Annotated in this window: 16 protein-coding genes; 9 read left to right on the plus strand and 7 right to left on the minus strand. The window is 67.7% G+C overall.

All coding sequences use genetic code 11. The features are described from left to right. Window positions 1-9 precede the first annotated feature (9 nt). From gnd to dnaA, 3 genes are all read right to left on the minus strand, one after another. Window positions 10-885: a phosphogluconate dehydrogenase (NAD(+)-dependent, decarboxylating) gene (gene gnd / locus LUX31_RS22750; protein WP_235476822.1), complete on the minus strand. Its 876-nt coding sequence runs from the start codon at window positions 883-885 to the stop codon at window positions 10-12. A 163-nt stretch (window positions 886-1048) separates the two neighbouring features. Then, complete coding sequence (dnaN, locus tag LUX31_RS22755; RefSeq protein WP_105970234.1) at window positions 1049-2179, minus strand: DNA polymerase III subunit beta; 1131 nt, start codon at window positions 2177-2179, stop codon at window positions 1049-1051. Window positions 2180-3059: 880 nt separating this feature from the next. Continuing rightward, complete coding sequence (gene dnaA / locus LUX31_RS22760; RefSeq protein ID WP_268828182.1) at window positions 3060-4955, minus strand: chromosomal replication initiator protein DnaA; 1896 nt, start codon at window positions 4953-4955, stop codon at window positions 3060-3062. Window positions 4956-5343: 388 nt separating this feature from the next. Between dnaA and rpmH the strand changes: the two genes are divergently transcribed. The 9 genes from rpmH (at window position 5344) to LUX31_RS22805 (ending at window position 12389) form a co-directional block, all read left to right on the plus strand. Then, window positions 5344-5481, plus strand: coding sequence for a 50S ribosomal protein L34 (rpmH, locus tag LUX31_RS22765; RefSeq protein ID WP_003967884.1), 138 nt, complete (start codon window positions 5344-5346; stop codon window positions 5479-5481). A gap of 21 nt (window positions 5482-5502) precedes the next feature. Further along, on the plus strand, window positions 5503-5874 hold the full coding sequence (gene rnpA / locus LUX31_RS22770) for a ribonuclease P protein component (RefSeq protein ID WP_235476823.1): 372 nt from the start codon (window positions 5503-5505) through the stop codon (window positions 5872-5874). Continuing rightward, window positions 5871-6224, plus strand: a complete 354-nt coding sequence (gene yidD / locus LUX31_RS22775; protein WP_235476824.1) for a membrane protein insertion efficiency factor YidD — start codon at window positions 5871-5873, stop codon at window positions 6222-6224. The genes rnpA and yidD overlap by 4 nt, the downstream gene beginning before the upstream one ends. Before the next feature lie 3 nt (window positions 6225-6227). Further along, window positions 6228-7514: a membrane protein insertase YidC gene (gene yidC / locus LUX31_RS22780; protein WP_235476825.1), complete on the plus strand. Its 1287-nt coding sequence runs from the start codon at window positions 6228-6230 to the stop codon at window positions 7512-7514. Window positions 7515-7529: 15 nt separating this feature from the next. Continuing rightward, entirely contained in the window at window positions 7530-8045 is a 516-nt protein-coding gene (locus LUX31_RS22785; RefSeq protein ID WP_235476826.1) for a Jag family protein, read from the plus strand. Window positions 8046-8226: 181 nt separating this feature from the next. After that, a complete protein-coding gene (gene rsmG / locus LUX31_RS22790) occupies window positions 8227-8943 on the plus strand; it encodes a 16S rRNA (guanine(527)-N(7))-methyltransferase RsmG (protein ID WP_235476827.1) in 717 nt (238 codons plus the stop codon). A gap of 323 nt (window positions 8944-9266) precedes the next feature. Beyond that, window positions 9267-10340, plus strand: a complete 1074-nt coding sequence (locus LUX31_RS22795) for an AAA family ATPase (RefSeq protein WP_105970242.1) — start codon at window positions 9267-9269, stop codon at window positions 10338-10340. Continuing rightward, entirely contained in the window at window positions 10337-11440 is a 1104-nt protein-coding gene (locus LUX31_RS22800; RefSeq protein WP_235476828.1) for a ParB/RepB/Spo0J family partition protein, read from the plus strand. Before LUX31_RS22795 ends, LUX31_RS22800 begins: the two co-directional genes overlap by 4 nt. A 331-nt stretch (window positions 11441-11771) precedes the next feature. Then, entirely contained in the window at window positions 11772-12389 is a 618-nt protein-coding gene (locus LUX31_RS22805) for a GNAT family N-acetyltransferase (RefSeq protein ID WP_235476829.1), read from the plus strand. Between the two features lie 81 nt (window positions 12390-12470). On the opposite strand, the gene trxA is transcribed toward LUX31_RS22805, so the two are convergent. The 4 genes from trxA to sigM form a co-directional block, all read right to left on the minus strand. Further along, on the minus strand, window positions 12471-12803 hold the full coding sequence (gene trxA, locus LUX31_RS22810; RefSeq protein ID WP_235476830.1) for a thioredoxin: 333 nt from the start codon (window positions 12801-12803) through the stop codon (window positions 12471-12473). A 42-nt stretch (window positions 12804-12845) separates the two neighbouring features. Further along, window positions 12846-13817: a thioredoxin-disulfide reductase gene (trxB, locus tag LUX31_RS22815; protein WP_235476831.1), complete on the minus strand. Its 972-nt coding sequence runs from the start codon at window positions 13815-13817 to the stop codon at window positions 12846-12848. Between the two features lie 174 nt (window positions 13818-13991). Further along, window positions 13992-14831, minus strand: coding sequence for a hypothetical protein (locus tag LUX31_RS22820; RefSeq protein WP_235476832.1), 840 nt, complete (start codon window positions 14829-14831; stop codon window positions 13992-13994). Beyond that, on the minus strand, window positions 14828-15538 hold the full coding sequence (gene sigM / locus LUX31_RS22825; protein ID WP_235476833.1) for an RNA polymerase sigma factor SigM: 711 nt from the start codon (window positions 15536-15538) through the stop codon (window positions 14828-14830). The genes LUX31_RS22820 and sigM overlap by 4 nt, the downstream gene beginning before the upstream one ends. Window positions 15539-15544: the final 6 nt, after the last annotated feature.

Here is a 15544-nt window from a genome sequence, read left to right on the forward strand (position 1 = left end):
CCCTGTGGATTACTTCGCCTCGACCGCGTGGCCGCCGAACTGGTTGCGCAGCGCCGCGATCATCTTCATCTGCGGGGAGTCGTCCTGCCGGGACGCGAACCGCGCGAACAACGACGCGGTGATCGCGGGCAGCGGAACGGCGTGGTCGATCGCGGCCTCCACCGTCCAGCGGCCCTCCCCGGAGTCCGCGGCGAACCCGCGCAGCCTCTCCAGGTGCTCGTCCTCGTCGAGGGCGTTGACCGCCAGGTCGAGCAGCCAGGACCGGATCACGGTGCCCTCCTGCCAGGACCGGAAGACCTCCCGCACGTCCGTGACGGAGTCGACCTTCTCCAGCAGCTCCCAGCCCTCGGCGTAGGCCTGCATCATGGCGTACTCGATGCCGTTGTGGACCATCTTCGAGAAGTGCCCGGCGCCCACCTTGCCCGCGTGGACCGCCCCGAAGTCGCCCTTGGGCTTGAGGGCGTCGAAGACCGGCTCGACCTTGGCGATGTGCTCGGCGTCGCCGCCGTACATAAGCGCATAGCCGTTCTCCAGGCCCCAGACGCCCCCGGAGACACCGCAGTCGACGAAGCCGATGCCCTTGGCCGCCAGCTCCTCGGCGTGCCTCTCGTCGTCCGTCCAGCGGGAGTTGCCGCCGTCCACGACGACGTCACCGGGCTCAAGGAGCTCGGCCAGCTCGTCGACGGTGGACTGGGTCGGGGCGCCGGCCGGGACCATCACCCACACCACGCGAGGGGCGCTGAGCCCGTCCACAAGCTCCTTGAGGCTGTGGACATCGGCGACGTCCGGGTTGCGGTCGTATCCGACGACGGTGTGGCCTGCGCGGCGGATCCGCTCGCGCATGTTGCCGCCCATCTTGCCGAGGCCGACGAGACCGAGCTGCATCAGTTGTTCCTTAGGTTGCGACGTGGCATGAGGGCACTCCTGTTGCTCGTACCCACGTCCGAGCCTAAACCCGGACGCTCACGCACATCTGTGGGCATACGCGCTCAGACGTATGCCCACACCTGCGGCCTGCCTGTGGAAGACGGTCAGCTGCCTGAAGACTTCAGCCGCTGAGGCGCACCGGCATGATCAGGTACTTGTACGCCTCGTCCGCCTCGGCGTCCACGGCCGGCTTGCCGCTGAGCAGCGCGGGCTTCGTGGACGTCGTGAAGGAGAGCTGGGCGACCGGGGAGTCGATGGCGCTCAGGCCGTCCAGCAGGAACGTCGGGTTGAAGGCGATCGAGACGTCGTCGCCCTCCAGCTGGGCGTCAACCCTTTCCACAGCCTGTGCGTCGTCGCTGGAACCCGCCTCCAGGATGAGCACCCCCTGCTCGAAGCTGAGCCGCACCGGGGTGTTCCGCTCGGCCACCAGGGCCACACGCTTGACGGCCTCCACGAAGGGAGCCGTCTCGATCACGGCGATGGAGTTGAACTCCGTCGGGAACAGCGAGCGGTACTTCGGGAGGTCGCCCTCAAGGAGGCGCGTCGTCGTACGGCGGCCCGCGCCCTCGAAACCGATGAGGCCCTCGCCCGCACCCGAGCCGGACAGGGCCAGGATCACGCTGTCGCCGCTCGTGAGGGCCTTGGCGGTGTCCAGGAGCGTCTTGGCGGGCACCAGGGCCACCGCGGACGCCTCCGGGTCCTCCGGCTTCCACAGGAACTCACGGACCGCGAAGCGGTACCGGTCGGTGGACGCCAGCGTCACCCTGTCGCCCTCGATCTCGATGCGCACACCGGTGAGGACGGGCAGCGTGTCGTCACGGCCGGCCGCGATGGCCACCTGGGCGGCGGCGGACGCGAAGACCTCACCGGGCACCGTGCCGGTCGCGGTGGGCATCTGCGGCAGCGCCGGGTACTCCTCCACAGGCAGTGTGTGAAGCGTGAAGCGGGAGGAGCCGCACACCACCGTCGCCCGCACACCGTCCATGGAGATCTCCACCGGGCGGTTGGGCAGCGCGCGGCAGATGTCGGCGAGCAGGCGGCCGGACACCAGGACCGTGCCCTCCTCCTCGACCTCGGCCTCGACCGAGACCCGCGCGGAGACCTCGTAGTCGAAGCTCGACAGGCTCAGCTGGCCTTCCTCGGCCTTCAGCAGCAGCCCGGCGAGGACAGGGGCCGGCGGACGGGCCGGGAGGCTGCGCGCCGCCCAGGCAACTGCCTCCGCGAGTACGTCGCGTTCCACCCGGATCTTCACTGTTGCCGCCTCCTGCTGTTGCCGGCGCTTCTCGGCCTGCCTGGCTTCGTCGTCTGTCTCGGTGTCGTCGGTCCCCGTGCTGGGAAGGACACCGGGGGACAGTCTGACGCACGGCACTGACAGTAGGTGCCCGTCGGGGTCAAGTCGTGACGAGGGGCAGCCGGGCTCCCGACAGCGAGTTGTGCACAGGACCCCCTTCGAAACGGATTCCCAGCTCTCTCTAGTTGTTAGTAGTAGTAGGGGCTGTGGATACCGTGGATAACCCCGTTTTCGCAGCTCAGGCGGGAGATTTTGTCCACTGACCCTGTGGGTGGAGGCGGTGGATAACCAAGCCTCTCTGTGGAGAACAGAAAGTTCTGCACACCCCATGCACAGGCGGGGGTCACTTCTCCCCAGCGCCGTCCCCAGCTTTACCCACCTTTCCCACAGCCCAACCCGGCATCTTCGTGTGACGCCTTTCACTCGACACGGTGAGGAGGTGCGTCGTGTTGCCGAACAGTGGACAGGGGTGTGGAGAAGCCGGTGATCGCTGGGGACAACCGGCCACAGCCTGTGGGCCGCCGGTGGACAACTCCGTGCACAGCCTGTGGATCATTTCTTTGTCCACAGCCTGTGGAGATCTTTTGTCCACCAATCCACAACCACCTGACCTGGTCTGATGGTCTATCACCAGCCTGGCCTGTGGACACAGTCTGGACAACTTCCCGGTCCCCAGGGTGTGGACGCGAGAAAGTCACCAAATCTGTGGAGGGTGGCCGTAACCCGGCCCGCATTCGAACAGTGGGTTGCGGTGCGGCAACGGCCGACGGGCGCCGGAAACGGCGAAGGCGCCCTCGGGAACTCGTCCCGGGGCGCCCTCGGCGGTGTGACCGTGCTGCTGTCAGCCGTTCTTGATGCGGTTGGTCAGCTCGGTGACCTGGTTGTAGATGGAGCGGCGCTCGGCCATCAGCGCGCGGATCTTGCGGTCGGCGTGCATGACGGTCGTATGGTCGCGGCCGCCGAACTGTGCGCCGATCTTCGGCAGGGAGAGGTCCGTGAGTTCGCGGCAGAGGTACATGGCGATCTGGCGGGCCGTGACCAGCTGGCGGCCGCGTGAACTGCCGCAGAGGTCCTCGACCGTGAGGCCGAAGTAGTCGGCGGTCGCCGCCATGATGGCCGGCGCGGTGATCTCGGGGGTCGAGTCCTCGCCGCCGGGGATCAGGTCCTTGAGGACGATCTCCGTGAGGCCGAGGTCCACCGGCTGCCGGTTGAGCGACGCGAACGCCGTCACCCGGATCAGCGCCCCCTCCAGCTCGCGGATGTTGCGCGAGATGCGGGAGGCGATGAACTCCAGCACCTCCGGCGGGGCGTTGAGCTGCTCCTGGACCGCCTTCTTACGGAGGATCGCGATGCGCGTCTCCAGCTCGGGCGGCTGGACGTCGGTGATCAGCCCCCACTCGAAACGGTTCCGCAGCCGGTCCTCGAGGGTGACCAGCTGCTTGGGCGGCCGGTCGGACGAGAGCACGATCTGCTTGTTCGCGTTGTGGAGCGTATTGAAGGTGTGGAAGAACTCCTCCTGCGTCGACTCCTTGTCCGCGAGGAACTGGATGTCGTCGACGAGCAGGATGTCCATCTCGCGGTAGCGCTTGCGGAAGCTGTCGCCCTTGCCGTCGCGGATGGAGTTGATGAACTCGTTGGTGAACTCCTCCGAGCTGACGTACCGCACGCGTGTGCCGGGGTAGAGGCTCCGCGCGTAGTGCCCGATCGCGTGCAGCAGGTGGGTCTTGCCGAGTCCCGACTCCCCATAGATGAAGAGGGGGTTGTACGCCTTCGCGGGCGCCTCGGCGACGGCGACCGCGGCCGCGTGGGCGAAACGGTTCGACGCCCCGATGACGAAGGTGTCGAACAGGTATTTGGGGTTGAGGCGTGCGGTGGGCTCGCCGGGACCCGGTGCCGGGCTCTGCCTCGAAGCGGACGGGCCGGGGGCGCCTCCGCCGGGGCGCATGGAGCCGCCGGGCCCTCCGGGTCCGCCCCGGTGCGGGTGGCCGCCGCCCGACGGGGACTCGGGGAGGTCGCGGCGGTTGTCGCGCTGCTCGTACTCCGAGCGTTGCTGTTCATAGTCGTTGCGCTGCTGGCCGTACTCGGAATGCTGCTGCTCGTATTCGGACCGCTGTTGTTCGTACGGGGAGCGGTCGCGCGGCGGCTGGGGGCGGTAGTCCGAGGACGGGGAGGCGTACGGGTCGCGCTCCGGGAAGCCGAGCCGCGGCTGCTGCCAGCCGTAGTCGTCCTGGGAGGTCCGGGGCCAGGCGCCGGGTTCGGGGCGCTGGTACTCGGAGGGGTAGGCGGGGCGTGCGGTGGGGAGCTGATCCCCGTGGGAGGGCTGCTGGTCGTCGCGCGTCTGCGAGTGGTTGTCGGCGCGGTGGCGGCCGTACCCCTGATACGGGTCGCGGGACGGCGGCAGCTCGGGCTCGTCGTAGCGCGACTGCTGCGGGGCGGCGGGCGCGGGCGGGGAGGGCTCGCCGACGGAGTCGTCCACGGTGATCGCGATACGGATCGGCCGGCCGCACTCGCGGCTGAGGGTCTCGCTGACGATCGGCGCGAGGCGGCCTTCGAGCACACCTTTCGCAAATTCGTTCGGTACGGCGAGCAGTGCGGTGTCCGCGACCAGGGCCAGCGGCTGGCAGCGCCTGATCCAGCGCTCGTCCTTCACCTCGACGCCCTGTCCACGGCCCTCACCGAGGAGATGTTCCAGCACTCGTGGCCACACTGCGGCAAGATCGGCAGGTACGTCAGCCACAGGGCACGCTCTCTCACGGGGTCCCACGAACGTGTGGTTCTGGGACGTATCGGGATGTACATCGGGTGGGACTGGCGAATGGGAGTCCGGCCAAGGTAGTCAGGGCGACGGGTGCGGTTCAAGTTGTTGTCCCCAGGCTGTGGATAGTGTCTCGCCCCGGGTGCTGGTTTGACCGGATGGCGTAGCCCCGCGTACCGTAACCAGGTCGAGTTGTCGATGGCTGCTGCCGCCTGCCTCCGATGGGCATAGATCACCAACAAGGGCTCCCACCAGGGCACCTTCCAGTGATCGGGAGCGGTGCACTCGGGCGTAAGCGAGCTACTCGTGGGCGCACGGTGACAGCCAAGACGGCACCCCGGTACCTACCGATTCTTTCTGGAGCCCCCGAGTGAGCAAGCGCACCTTCCAGCCGAACAACCGTCGCCGCGCGAAGACCCATGGCTTCCGCCTGCGGATGCGTACCCGTGCCGGTCGCGCGATTCTCGCGAACCGCCGTGGCAAGGGTCGCTCGAGCCTGTCCGCCTGATCCTGATCAGGTCATGACGTCGTGCTGCCTACCGAGCATCGGCTGAGGCGGCGCGAGGACTTCGCGACCGCGGTACGACGGGGTCGCCGGGCCGGCCGCCCGCTCCTCGTCGTCCATCTTCGTAGCGGTACCACGGACCCGCACGCGCCTGGGGAGAGCGCTCCCCCGACGCGTGCGGGTTTCGTCGTCAGCAAGGCAGTGGGCGGCGCGGTCGTCCGCAACAAGGTGAAGCGCAGGCTTCGCCACCTGATGCGGGACAGAGTCGCCGAGCTGCCCCCCGGTAGCCTGGTAGTCGTACGAGCGTTGCCCGGTGCGGGCGATGCCGACCATGCACAGCTGGCCCGAGACCTGGACGCCGCTCTGCAGCGGCTGCTGGGAGGGGGCGCGCGATGAAGTACCCGCTACTGGCTCTGATCAAGCTGTACCAGTGGACGATCAGTCCGCTGCTCGGGCCGGTCTGCAAGTACTACCCGTCGTGCTCCCACTACGGCCACACGGCCATCGACCGGCACGGCGCGGTCAAGGGAACGGCACTCACGGCTTGGCGCATCCTGCGGTGCAACCCGTGGTCGCTCGGCGGTGTGGACCATGTCCCGCCGCGCAAGCGTCCGCGGTGGCACGAAATGCTGCGCAACGCCTGGCATGCACGCAAGGGCGGGACCTCCGCCGCCGGCGCGGCCAACGAGGGGCAGAATCCTTCGAGTCCGGCCGCCGAGACCCCGTCCCATGTCCAAGGAGCATGATTAGTGGACACGATTGCCAGTATTTTCAGCTTCATCACGACACCCGTTTCCTGGGTCATCGTCCAGTTCCACAGCGTGTACGGCGCGATCTTCGGCGACGACACCGGGTGGGCCTGGGGCTTGTCCATCGTGTCCCTGGTGATCCTGATCCGCATCTGCCTGATCCCGCTCTTCGTGAAGCAGATCAAGGCGACCCGGGCCATGCAGACGCTGCAGCCCGAGATGAAGAAGATCCAGGAGCGCTACAAGAACGACAAGCAGCGCCAGTCCGAAGAGATGATGAAGCTGTACAAGGAGACGGGCACCAACCCGCTCTCCTCGTGCCTTCCCATCCTGGCGCAGTCGCCGTTCTTCTTCGCGCTGTACCACGTGCTCAACAGCATCGCGAACAACGACACCATCGGTGTCATCAACCAGGGACTGCTGGAGAGCGCGCAGAAGGCGCACATCTTCGGTGCTCCGCTGGCGGCGAAGTTCACGGACAGCGCGTCCGACGTCGCGGCGCTCGACGCCTCGCTCACCACCGTCCGCATCGTCACCGCGGTCATGATCGTCCTGATGTCGGCGTCGCAGTTCTACACGCAGCGCCAGCTGATGACGAAGAACGTCGACACCACGGTGAAGACGCCGTTCATGCAGCAGCAGAAGATGCTGATGTACGTCTTCCCGATCATGTTCGCCGTCTTCGGCATCAACTTCCCGGTCGGTGTCCTCGTCTACTGGCTGACCACCAACGTGTGGACCATGGGTCAGCAGATGTACGTCATCCGCAACAACCCGACCCCGGGCAGCAAGGCGCAGGCCGCCTACCTGGAGCGCCTGCACAAGCACGTCACGAACCACGGCAAGACCCGTGGCCGCGGTGAGCGCGCCATCGTGAAGGCCATCGTCACCAAGGGCCGCGACCGCAACGAGTTCGAGCGCAAGTTCATCAACGGTCTGAACAAGGCGGGTCTGGCGGCCCAGGCCGACGGCACGGTGACGAAGGGCGTGAACCCGGAGGTCACCGAGACCGAGGACGGTACGACCGCCACCGGCACGCCCAAGCGCCAGCAGCCCAAGCGTCAGAGCAAGTCCCAGCGTCAGTCGGGCGGCCCCAAGTCCGCGGGCGGTGCCGATCACGACACCCCCACCACGTCGCTGAGCAAGTCCGACGAGCCCGAGGACGCCAAGCCCGCCGGAGGAGCCGCCAAGCAGGCCGCCTCCAAGCCCGGCTCCGGTGCCCGCAGCAAGGCCCAGTCCGGACAGCGCAAGGGTCCGCAGCGCCCCAAGTCCCCGTCCAAGAAGTAAGAAGGAGTCCATCCCGTGACGGAAGGCACCACCACCTCCGCCGCAGTAGAGGGTGTCGACACCCTGTCCCGCCTGGAGCAGGAGGGCGAGATCGCGGCGGACTACCTTGAGGGTCTGCTGGACATCGCCGACCTCGACGGCGACATCGACATGGATGTCGAGGCCGACCGCGCCGCTGTCTCGATCATCAGCGACGCCGGCAGCCGCGACCTGCAGAAGCTGGTCGGCCGGGACGGCGAGGTGCTGGAGGCACTCCAGGAGCTCACGCGCCTGGCCGTGCACCGGGAGACCGGGGACCGCAGCCGTCTGATGCTCGACATCGCGGGCTACCGCGCCAAGAAGCGCGAGGAGCTGTCGGAACTGGGCGCCAAGGCGGCGGCCGAGGTCAAGAGCTCCGGCGAGCCCGTCAAGATGAAGCCGATGACCCCGTTCGAGCGCAAGGTCGTGCACGACGCGGTGAAGGCCGCAGGCCTGCGCAGCGAGTCCGAGGGCGAGGAGCCCCAGCGCTTCGTCGTCGTCCTTCCCGCCTGATCGATACGTACGTCACTCCGGCCCCGTCTGTTGCGCAGACGGGGCCGAACTTTGTCAGCCTTGGTTCCCGGCAGCTGTTGGCCCCCTGTTCGTCCCCTTGTGGTCCTCGACAGCACCGGTCCCTGATAGTCCTGGTGATCAGCGCCCAGTGCGCTCATGCGGTACGGAAGGACGGTCCCCCGTGACGGAGGCAGCGGAGCTTCCCCCGGCGCCCGAGGAGGCGCGCGAGGTGTTCGGCGATCGCTTCGCGGACGCGGTCCGATACGCGGAGCTGCTCGCCGAGGCGGGTGTGCAGCGCGGTCTGATCGGGCCGCGTGAGGTGCCCCGCCTCTGGGAGCGGCACCTGTTGAACTGTGCGGTGCTCTCGGAGGTCGTGCCCGAGAACGTGACGGTGTGCGATGTCGGCTCGGGTGCCGGTCTGCCCGGTATTCCGCTGGCACTGGTCCGGGAGGACCTGAAGATCACGCTGCTCGAACCCCTGCTGCGCCGGACCAACTTCCTCTCCGAGGTCGTCGAGCTGCTGGGCCTGGACCATGTGACGGTCGTCCGTGGGCGGGCCGAGGAGGTCATGGGGTCGCTCCAGCCGGTCCATGTGGTGACGGCGCGTGCCGTGGCTCCGCTGGACCGTCTGGCCACCTGGGGCATCCCGCTGCTGCGTCCGTACGGGGAGATGCTCGCGCTCAAGGGGGACACCGCGGAGGAGGAGCTGAAGGCTTCGGCCACCGCGCTGAGCAAGCTCGGGGCGGTCGAGACGTCCATCCTGCATGTGGGTGAGGGCGTGGTGGACCCGCTGTCCACGGTTGTACGGGTCGTGGTCGGGGAGAGCCCCGGCGGAGTGCGGTTCGCGGCGAAGCGGGCCAAGGCTGCCCGGACTGGACGGACCCGGCGCCGGCGTTGAGGGTGTCGGGGCTGAGGGTGTCGGCTCCGAGTCGGGAGTTTTTCGTCACGTTCGTTGATCCGCCCTGACGACGAGCCTTACTCCACACAAGCTGCCAAACCTATACATCTCGGAGTGTCGCGCCACGGTGGCCCTCGTAGCTAGGCATCTTGTTTCACGTGAAACGTCGCTCACTGCTGCACGGCATCATCAGCCGCGGCCGGGCCGCGGCCGCTCCCCGCGACCGAAAGCCGCTCCGTTCACCCGGAGAGGTAACGGAGTTGTCCACAGAGGTGGATTTCTCCACAGAACACCAGGCCTCACTGGTTCACGACCCCGAAGACATGGCAGGCTCTGTTCATTGCGAGCCTGAAGTCGAGGAGAGTGAATCCTTGCGGTCCAACGCCAACATCGCGGGACCGATGACCGATCCGGTCCCCGGTCCCCGAACCGAGTCGATTGGGGAGGATGTTTCACGTGAAACACCGCCCCCGATGGACGACACTCCCATCGGTCGTGCTGCCCAATTGGCGGTGGAGGCTCTGGGGCGGGCCGGCGAAGGCCTGCCACGGCCGGAGCAGACCCGCGTCATGGTGGTCGCCAACCAGAAGGGCGGGGTGGGGAAGACGACGACAACCGTCAACCTCGCCGCCTCGCTGGCCCTGCACGGGGCTCGCGTTCTGGTCGTGGACCTCGACCCTCAGGGCAACGCTTCCACGGCACTGGGGATCGACCATCACGCCGATGTTCCTTCCATCTATGACGTGTTGATCGACAGCAGACCACTCTCGGAAGTCGTTCAGCCGGTCCCCGATGTCGAGGGCCTCTTCTGTGCACCCGCCACCATCGATCTCGCCGGTGCGGAGATCGAGCTGGTGTCCCTGGTGGCACGAGAGAGCAGGCTTGAGCGGGCGATCCAGGCGTATGAGCAGCCTCTGGACTACATCCTCATCGACTGCCCGCCCTCGCTCGGTCTGTTGACGGTCAATGCGCTGGTCGCCGGTGCCGAGGTTCTCATCCCGATCCAGTGCGAGTACTACGCACTGGAGGGCTTGGGCCAGCTGCTGCGCAACGTCGATCTGGTACGGGCCCACCTCAACCCCGACCTTCATGTGACGACGATCCTGCTCACCATGTACGACGGCCGGACGCGCCTCGCGTCACAGGTCGCGGACGAGGTGCGCAACCACTTCGGCGACGAGGTGCTGCGGACGAGCATTCCGCGCTCGGTCCGTATCTCCGAGGCACCGAGCTACGGACAGACGGTGCTGACCTACGATCCAGGATCGAGCGGTGCCCTGTCCTACCTTGAGGCAGCCCGGGAAATCGCGTTGAAGGGTGTCGGCGTCAGCTATGACGCGCCGCACGCCCATATCGGCGCACAGAGTGAACAGAGCCTCGTGGAGGGGATCCAGTGAGCGAGCGACGGAGGGGGTTGGGCCGTGGTCTCGGCGCACTGATCCCTGCTGCACCGACCGGAGACAGGCCGGCGCCACCGGCGATGGGGGGTGGTGCCGCCTCCACCTCACCGGCTGCGGTACCTGTACTCACCGCCGAGCGCGGAGTGGCCGCGGCGAAGGTGGCCACGCTGCCGCCTGTTTCACGTGAAACAGAGGACTTCTCCTCGAACGAGTTCGGGGAGGCACCGGCGCCGCCCATCGGTGCTCACTTCGCCGAGCTGCCCCTCGACTACATCACGCCGAACCCTCGGCAGCCGCGTGATGTGTTCGACGAGGACGCGCTGGCGGAGCTGGTCACCTCCATCAAGGAGGTCGGTCTTCTCCAGCCCGTCGTCGTACGGCAGGTGGGTCCCGCCCGCTACGAGCTGATCATGGGCGAGCGGCGCTGGCGGGCCTGCCGTGAAGCGGGCCTTGAGGCGATCCCCGCGATCGTGCGGGCCACGGAGGACGAGAAGCTCCTCCTGGACGCGCTGCTGGAGAACCTCCACCGGGCTCAGCTGAACCCGCTGGAAGAGGCGGCCGCCTACGACCAGTTGCTGCAGGACTTCCACTGCACGCACGATCAGCTGGCGGACCGGATCGGCCGTTCGCGGCCGCAGGTCTCCAACACCCTGCGTCTGCTGAAGCTCTCGCCTGCGGTCCAGCGCCGTGTCGCCGCCGGAGTCCTCTCCGCCGGGCATGCGCGGGCACTTCTCTCCGTGGACGACTCGGAGGAGCAGGACCGGCTGGCCCACCGGATCGTGGCCGAGGGCCTCTCGGTGCGGGCTGTCGAGGAGATCGTGACCCTGATGGGCTCGCGGCCGAAGGCGGCTGCGCGTTCTAAGGGGCCGCGGGCCGGGGCCCTGGTGTCTCCCGCGCTGACCGAGCTGGCGGGCCGTCTCTCGGACCGCTTCGAGACGCGGGTGAAGGTCGACCTGGGGCAGAAGAAGGGCAAGATCACCGTCGAGTTCGCCTCGATGGAAGACCTTGAGCGCATCCTCAGCTCCCTCGCCCCGGGCGAGGGGCCGGTCCTTCAGAAGAGCCTTCTGGACGACGACTCCGAGGACACGGAGGACTGAGGCCTCGGCCGGCCGGGTGGATTTCCGCTCATTCGGCGGTCGGAGCGGGCTGTGTTCCGGTGTGCACCGGAACACAGCCCGCTCTTTGCTTTCAGGCGGTATCGATGCAATCGCTTCGTGGATACGATGCGTTCGGGTATGGCGCATCCACCTGGCAGCACCTCTGAGTTGAGGAGGCGAGGGCCATGCGAACGGTGAGCCGCACCGGACTGGTGAGCGCGGGTCTGGGACTGGGCGCCGTCGGCGGGTTCGTCGGCAGTCTGCTCAGGGAACGGAGCGCTCTGACAGCCGCCCGCGACGCTGCGGGCGAGGGAAGCGAGGAACAGCCTTCATGGGGCGTCGGCTCGTACCGCTCACGCTGGACAACCTTCAGGACCTTCCCAGGCGCTGTCGCGCGTGCGTCTTCTGGGAACTGGATCCCGTCAGCGGGGAAGCCGCGGTAAAGGCAGGTACGCCCGCGCTGGAGAAGGAAGCGTGGATCTCGGCGGTCCTGCTCGACTGGGGTTCCTGCGGCCGTGTCGTCTACGTCGACGACAACCCGGTGGGGTTCGTGCTCTACGCCCCTCCGGCTTACGTTCCCCGCGCCACGGCGTTCCCCACGAGCCCGGTCTCACCGGACGCGGTGCAGCTGATGACCGCGTTCATCATGCCGGGCTACCAGGGCCAGGGACTGGGGCGCGTGATGGTGCAGACGGTCGCCAAGGATCTTCTGCGACGGGGCTTCAGGGCGATCGAGGCCTTCGGGGACGCCCGGTGGAAGGAGACGGCCTGCGTCCTGCCCGCCGACCATCTGCTCGCCGTGGGCTTCAAGACGGTGCGACCCCACCCCGTGCACCCTCGCCTCCGGTTGGAGCTGCGGACGACGCTCTCCTGGAAGGAAGACGTGGAGTTGGCGATCGACCGGCTGCTGGGTGCAGTGCAGAAGGAGCCGGTGCTTCGGCCGCTCTAGGCGTTGGGGAAAAGACGAGTGGGCCGGTCCTTGCGGACCGGCCCACTGATGTTTCACGTGAAACATCGGCTGCTGCGTCGACTACTCGGAGATGAAGTCCTCAAGGTCACGTACGATCGCGGCCTTCGGCTTGGCTCCGACGATGGTCTTGGCGACCTCGCCGCCCTGGTAGACGTTCAGGGTCGGGATGGACATCACGCCGTACTTGGCGGCCGTACCCGGGTTCTCGTCGATGTTGAGCTTGACGACCTCGATCTTGTCGCCGTACTCGGCGGCGATCGCCTCAAGGGACGGCGCGATCTGGCGGCACGGTCCGCACCAAGCGGCCCAGAAGTCCACCAGGACGGGCTTGTCGTTCTTGAGGACGTCCTCGTCGAAGGAGTCGTCGGTCACGTTCTTCAGGGTGCCGGCCACAGGGGGCTCCTTAACTCGATGCTGCGGTGGGGCGGTTGGGGGTCAGACAGAGGTCTTCTCGGGCTCGGCCTGCTCCTCGTTGTCCGCCAGAGCGGCGAGGAAACGCTCGGCGTCCAGAGCCGAGGAGCAGCCGGTGCCAGAGGCGGTGATCGCCTGGCGGTAGGTGTGGTCGACCACGTCGCCGGCGCCGAAGACACCACTCAGGTTGGTCCGGGTCGAGGGAGCCTCGACCTTCAGGTAGCCCTCTTCGTCGAGGTCCAGCTGGCCCTTGAAAAGCTCGGTGCGCGGGTCGTGGCCGATCGCGATGAACAGGCCCGTCACGGCCAGGTCGGACAGCTCGCCGGTCTTCAGGTTGCGCAGCTTCAGGCCGGAGAGCTTCGGGTCGCCCTGGATCTCGGCGACCTCGCTGTCCCAGATGAAGCGGATCTTCGGGTCGGCGAAGGCGCGCTCCTGCATCGCCTTGGAGGCGCGCAGGGTGTCCCGGCGGTGGACGATCGTCACCGACTTGGCGAAGCGGGAGAGGAAGGTCGCCTCCTCCATCGCGGTGTCGCCGCCGCCGATCACGGCGATGTCCTGGTCCTTGAAGAAGAACCCGTCACATGTCGCGCACCAGGAGACACCACGGCCGGACAGGGCGTCCTCGTTCGGCAGACCGAGCTTGCGGTGCTGCGAGCCGGTCGCGACGATGACGGCCTTCGCGCGGTGCACGGTGCCCGCGGTGTCCGTGACGGTCTTGATGTCACCCGTGAGGTCGACGGAGACGATGTCGTCCGCGACGAGTTCGGCACCGAAGCGCTCGGACTGGGCCCGCATGTTGTCCATGAGGTCGGGGCCCATGATGCCGTCCTGGAAGCCGGGGAAGTTCTCGACCTCGGTGGTGTTCATGAGCGCACCGCCGGCGGTGACAGCGCCCTCGAAGACCAACGGCTTCAGCGACGCGCGTGCGGTATAGAGCGCAGCCGTGTAGCCGGCAGGCCCTGAGCCGATGATGATCACGTTACGGACGTCGCTCACGGCGTGTTTCCTCGTTTCTGGACGGCTTCGTCGACCGGTGGGAGCCTCTCTCAGAACTCTCACCCCACCCAACGGATCCTACGGGGCCTGCATTCCCGCTGTGTCCGGGCACACAGGGCGCCGTTCGGTGTGGGATGCGGCAGAGGGAAGCAGAGGGAGAAGAAGGGTCGGTGCTCAGCGACGCGCGTAGGACTGCGTCAGCAGAACCTCTGCGGAGACCGACGGCTTCTTCTCACACGCCGAGTCGACGACGTAGGCGGTGACGCGAGTGTCGTCGCCCGCTGCGGGCAGCACGACGAGGTACGCGTCCGTGCCGTCGTAGGTGCCTTCCTTGACCCCGAGGAGGGTTGTGCCCGTGCGGCCGATGCCCTTCATGACGCAGTCCGGGACTGTCGAAACGTCGAAGGTGACGCCGTCGTGCTCGTTGGACCCCAAGTCACTGGGATGGGACTCGATGCCCACGGACGGCACTCCGCTGCGGGGGCTGTTCTTGACGTTGCCGCCTTTGAGGAGTTCCTCGACCTGGGTCTCGACCTTCTGCCCGGAGAACGTGCTCGCGGCCACGGGATCCTTGGAGTCATCGCCCAGCGACGACACGAGCAGGGAGCCGAGTCCCAGGGCGGCCGCGGTGAAGACCGTGCTCAGGACAATGGTCCGGCGCCGTCCGTGTCGTGAACGGTCCTTCCGCCCCGGCCCGGTGGCCGCGTGAGCGTGACCTGCGGGCCGGTCTGCGAGCCGGTCGGCGGGAGCCGATGTTTCACGTGAAACATCGGCTTCGGCTGCGAGGGCGGCGTCGATGCGGTCGGCGATGTCGTCGGGCATGCGCACAGGGCCCGGCAGGGTGCCGAGGAGGCCGCGGATCTCCTCCAGGGAGGTGTACACGTCGGTGCAGAGAACGCACTCGTCGAGATGCCGTTCCACGTCCTCGGTCCGGGACGGCGTGAGCAGGCCTTCGGTGAGGTCGGAGATCTCCGTGACGTCCGGGTGCCCGGCCGTGTCGGTCGTGGATGTCACGCTCGCCCACCTCCGCCCTTCACAGCAGCTGAATCGCTTGGCCCTGCATCCGTTGGTCCCGCTGCGGGTGGGACGGATGTCCCCGACGCCCGGTTCCGTCCATCACCCGATTCCTTGCCGTCACCGGCGTTTTCCGGCCGCAGATGGGTGAGCAGCGGCAGGAGTCTGGCTCTGCCCCGGGCGCAGCGGCTCTTCACCGTCCCGGTGGGCACGTCGAGGACGCGGGCGGCCTCCGCGACCGGGTAGCCCTGCATGTCCACCAGGACGAGGGCGGCGCGCTGGTCGGGCGGGAGGGTACCGAGCGCTTCGATGAGCTGGCGGTGCAGATCGTTGCGTTCGGCGGGGGCCGACGCCGACTCGTGCGGTTCGAGCAGTTGCTCCAGCCGTTCGGTGTCGTCGACCGGTGAGGTCTTGCGGGAGGCGGCCTTGCGGGCGCGGTCCAGGCAGGCGTTGACCGTGATGCGGTGCAGCCACGTCGTGACGGCCGACTGGCCGCGGAAGGTGTGGGCGGCCCGGTAGGCGGAGACGAGGGCGTCCTGGACGGCGTCAGCGGCCTCCTCGCGGTCCCCCAGCGTCCGCAGGGCCACCGCCCAGAGCCGATCACGGTGCCGACGCACGATCTCACCGAAGGCGTCGGGGTCACCGTCGACATGGCGGGCGAGGAGGTCCTGATCGCTCGTCCCGTCGTACCCGTCACCTTCTGCCATCGGACC

Source organism: Streptomyces sp. GQFP (assembly GCF_021545335.1).
In the GTDB taxonomy this organism is placed as follows: Bacteria; Actinomycetota; Actinomycetes; order Streptomycetales; family Streptomycetaceae; genus Streptomyces.

Bases quoted from the DNA above. Each gene is read 5' to 3' on its own strand.
- gnd (WP_235476822.1), bottom strand. From the start codon at position 885: ATGCAGCTCGGTCTCGTCGGCCTCGGCAAGATGGGCGGCAACATGCGC.
- yidD (WP_235476824.1), top strand. From the start codon at position 5,871: ATGAAGTACCCGCTACTGGCTCTGATCAAGCTGTACCAGTGGACGATC.
- LUX31_RS22795 (WP_105970242.1), top strand. From the start codon at position 9,267: ATGGCAGGCTCTGTTCATTGCGAGCCTGAAGTCGAGGAGAGTGAATCC.
- LUX31_RS22805 (WP_235476829.1), top strand. From the start codon at position 11,772: ATGGGGCGTCGGCTCGTACCGCTCACGCTGGACAACCTTCAGGACCTT.
- sigM (WP_235476833.1), bottom strand. From the start codon at position 15,538: ATGGCAGAAGGTGACGGGTACGACGGGACGAGCGATCAGGACCTCCTC.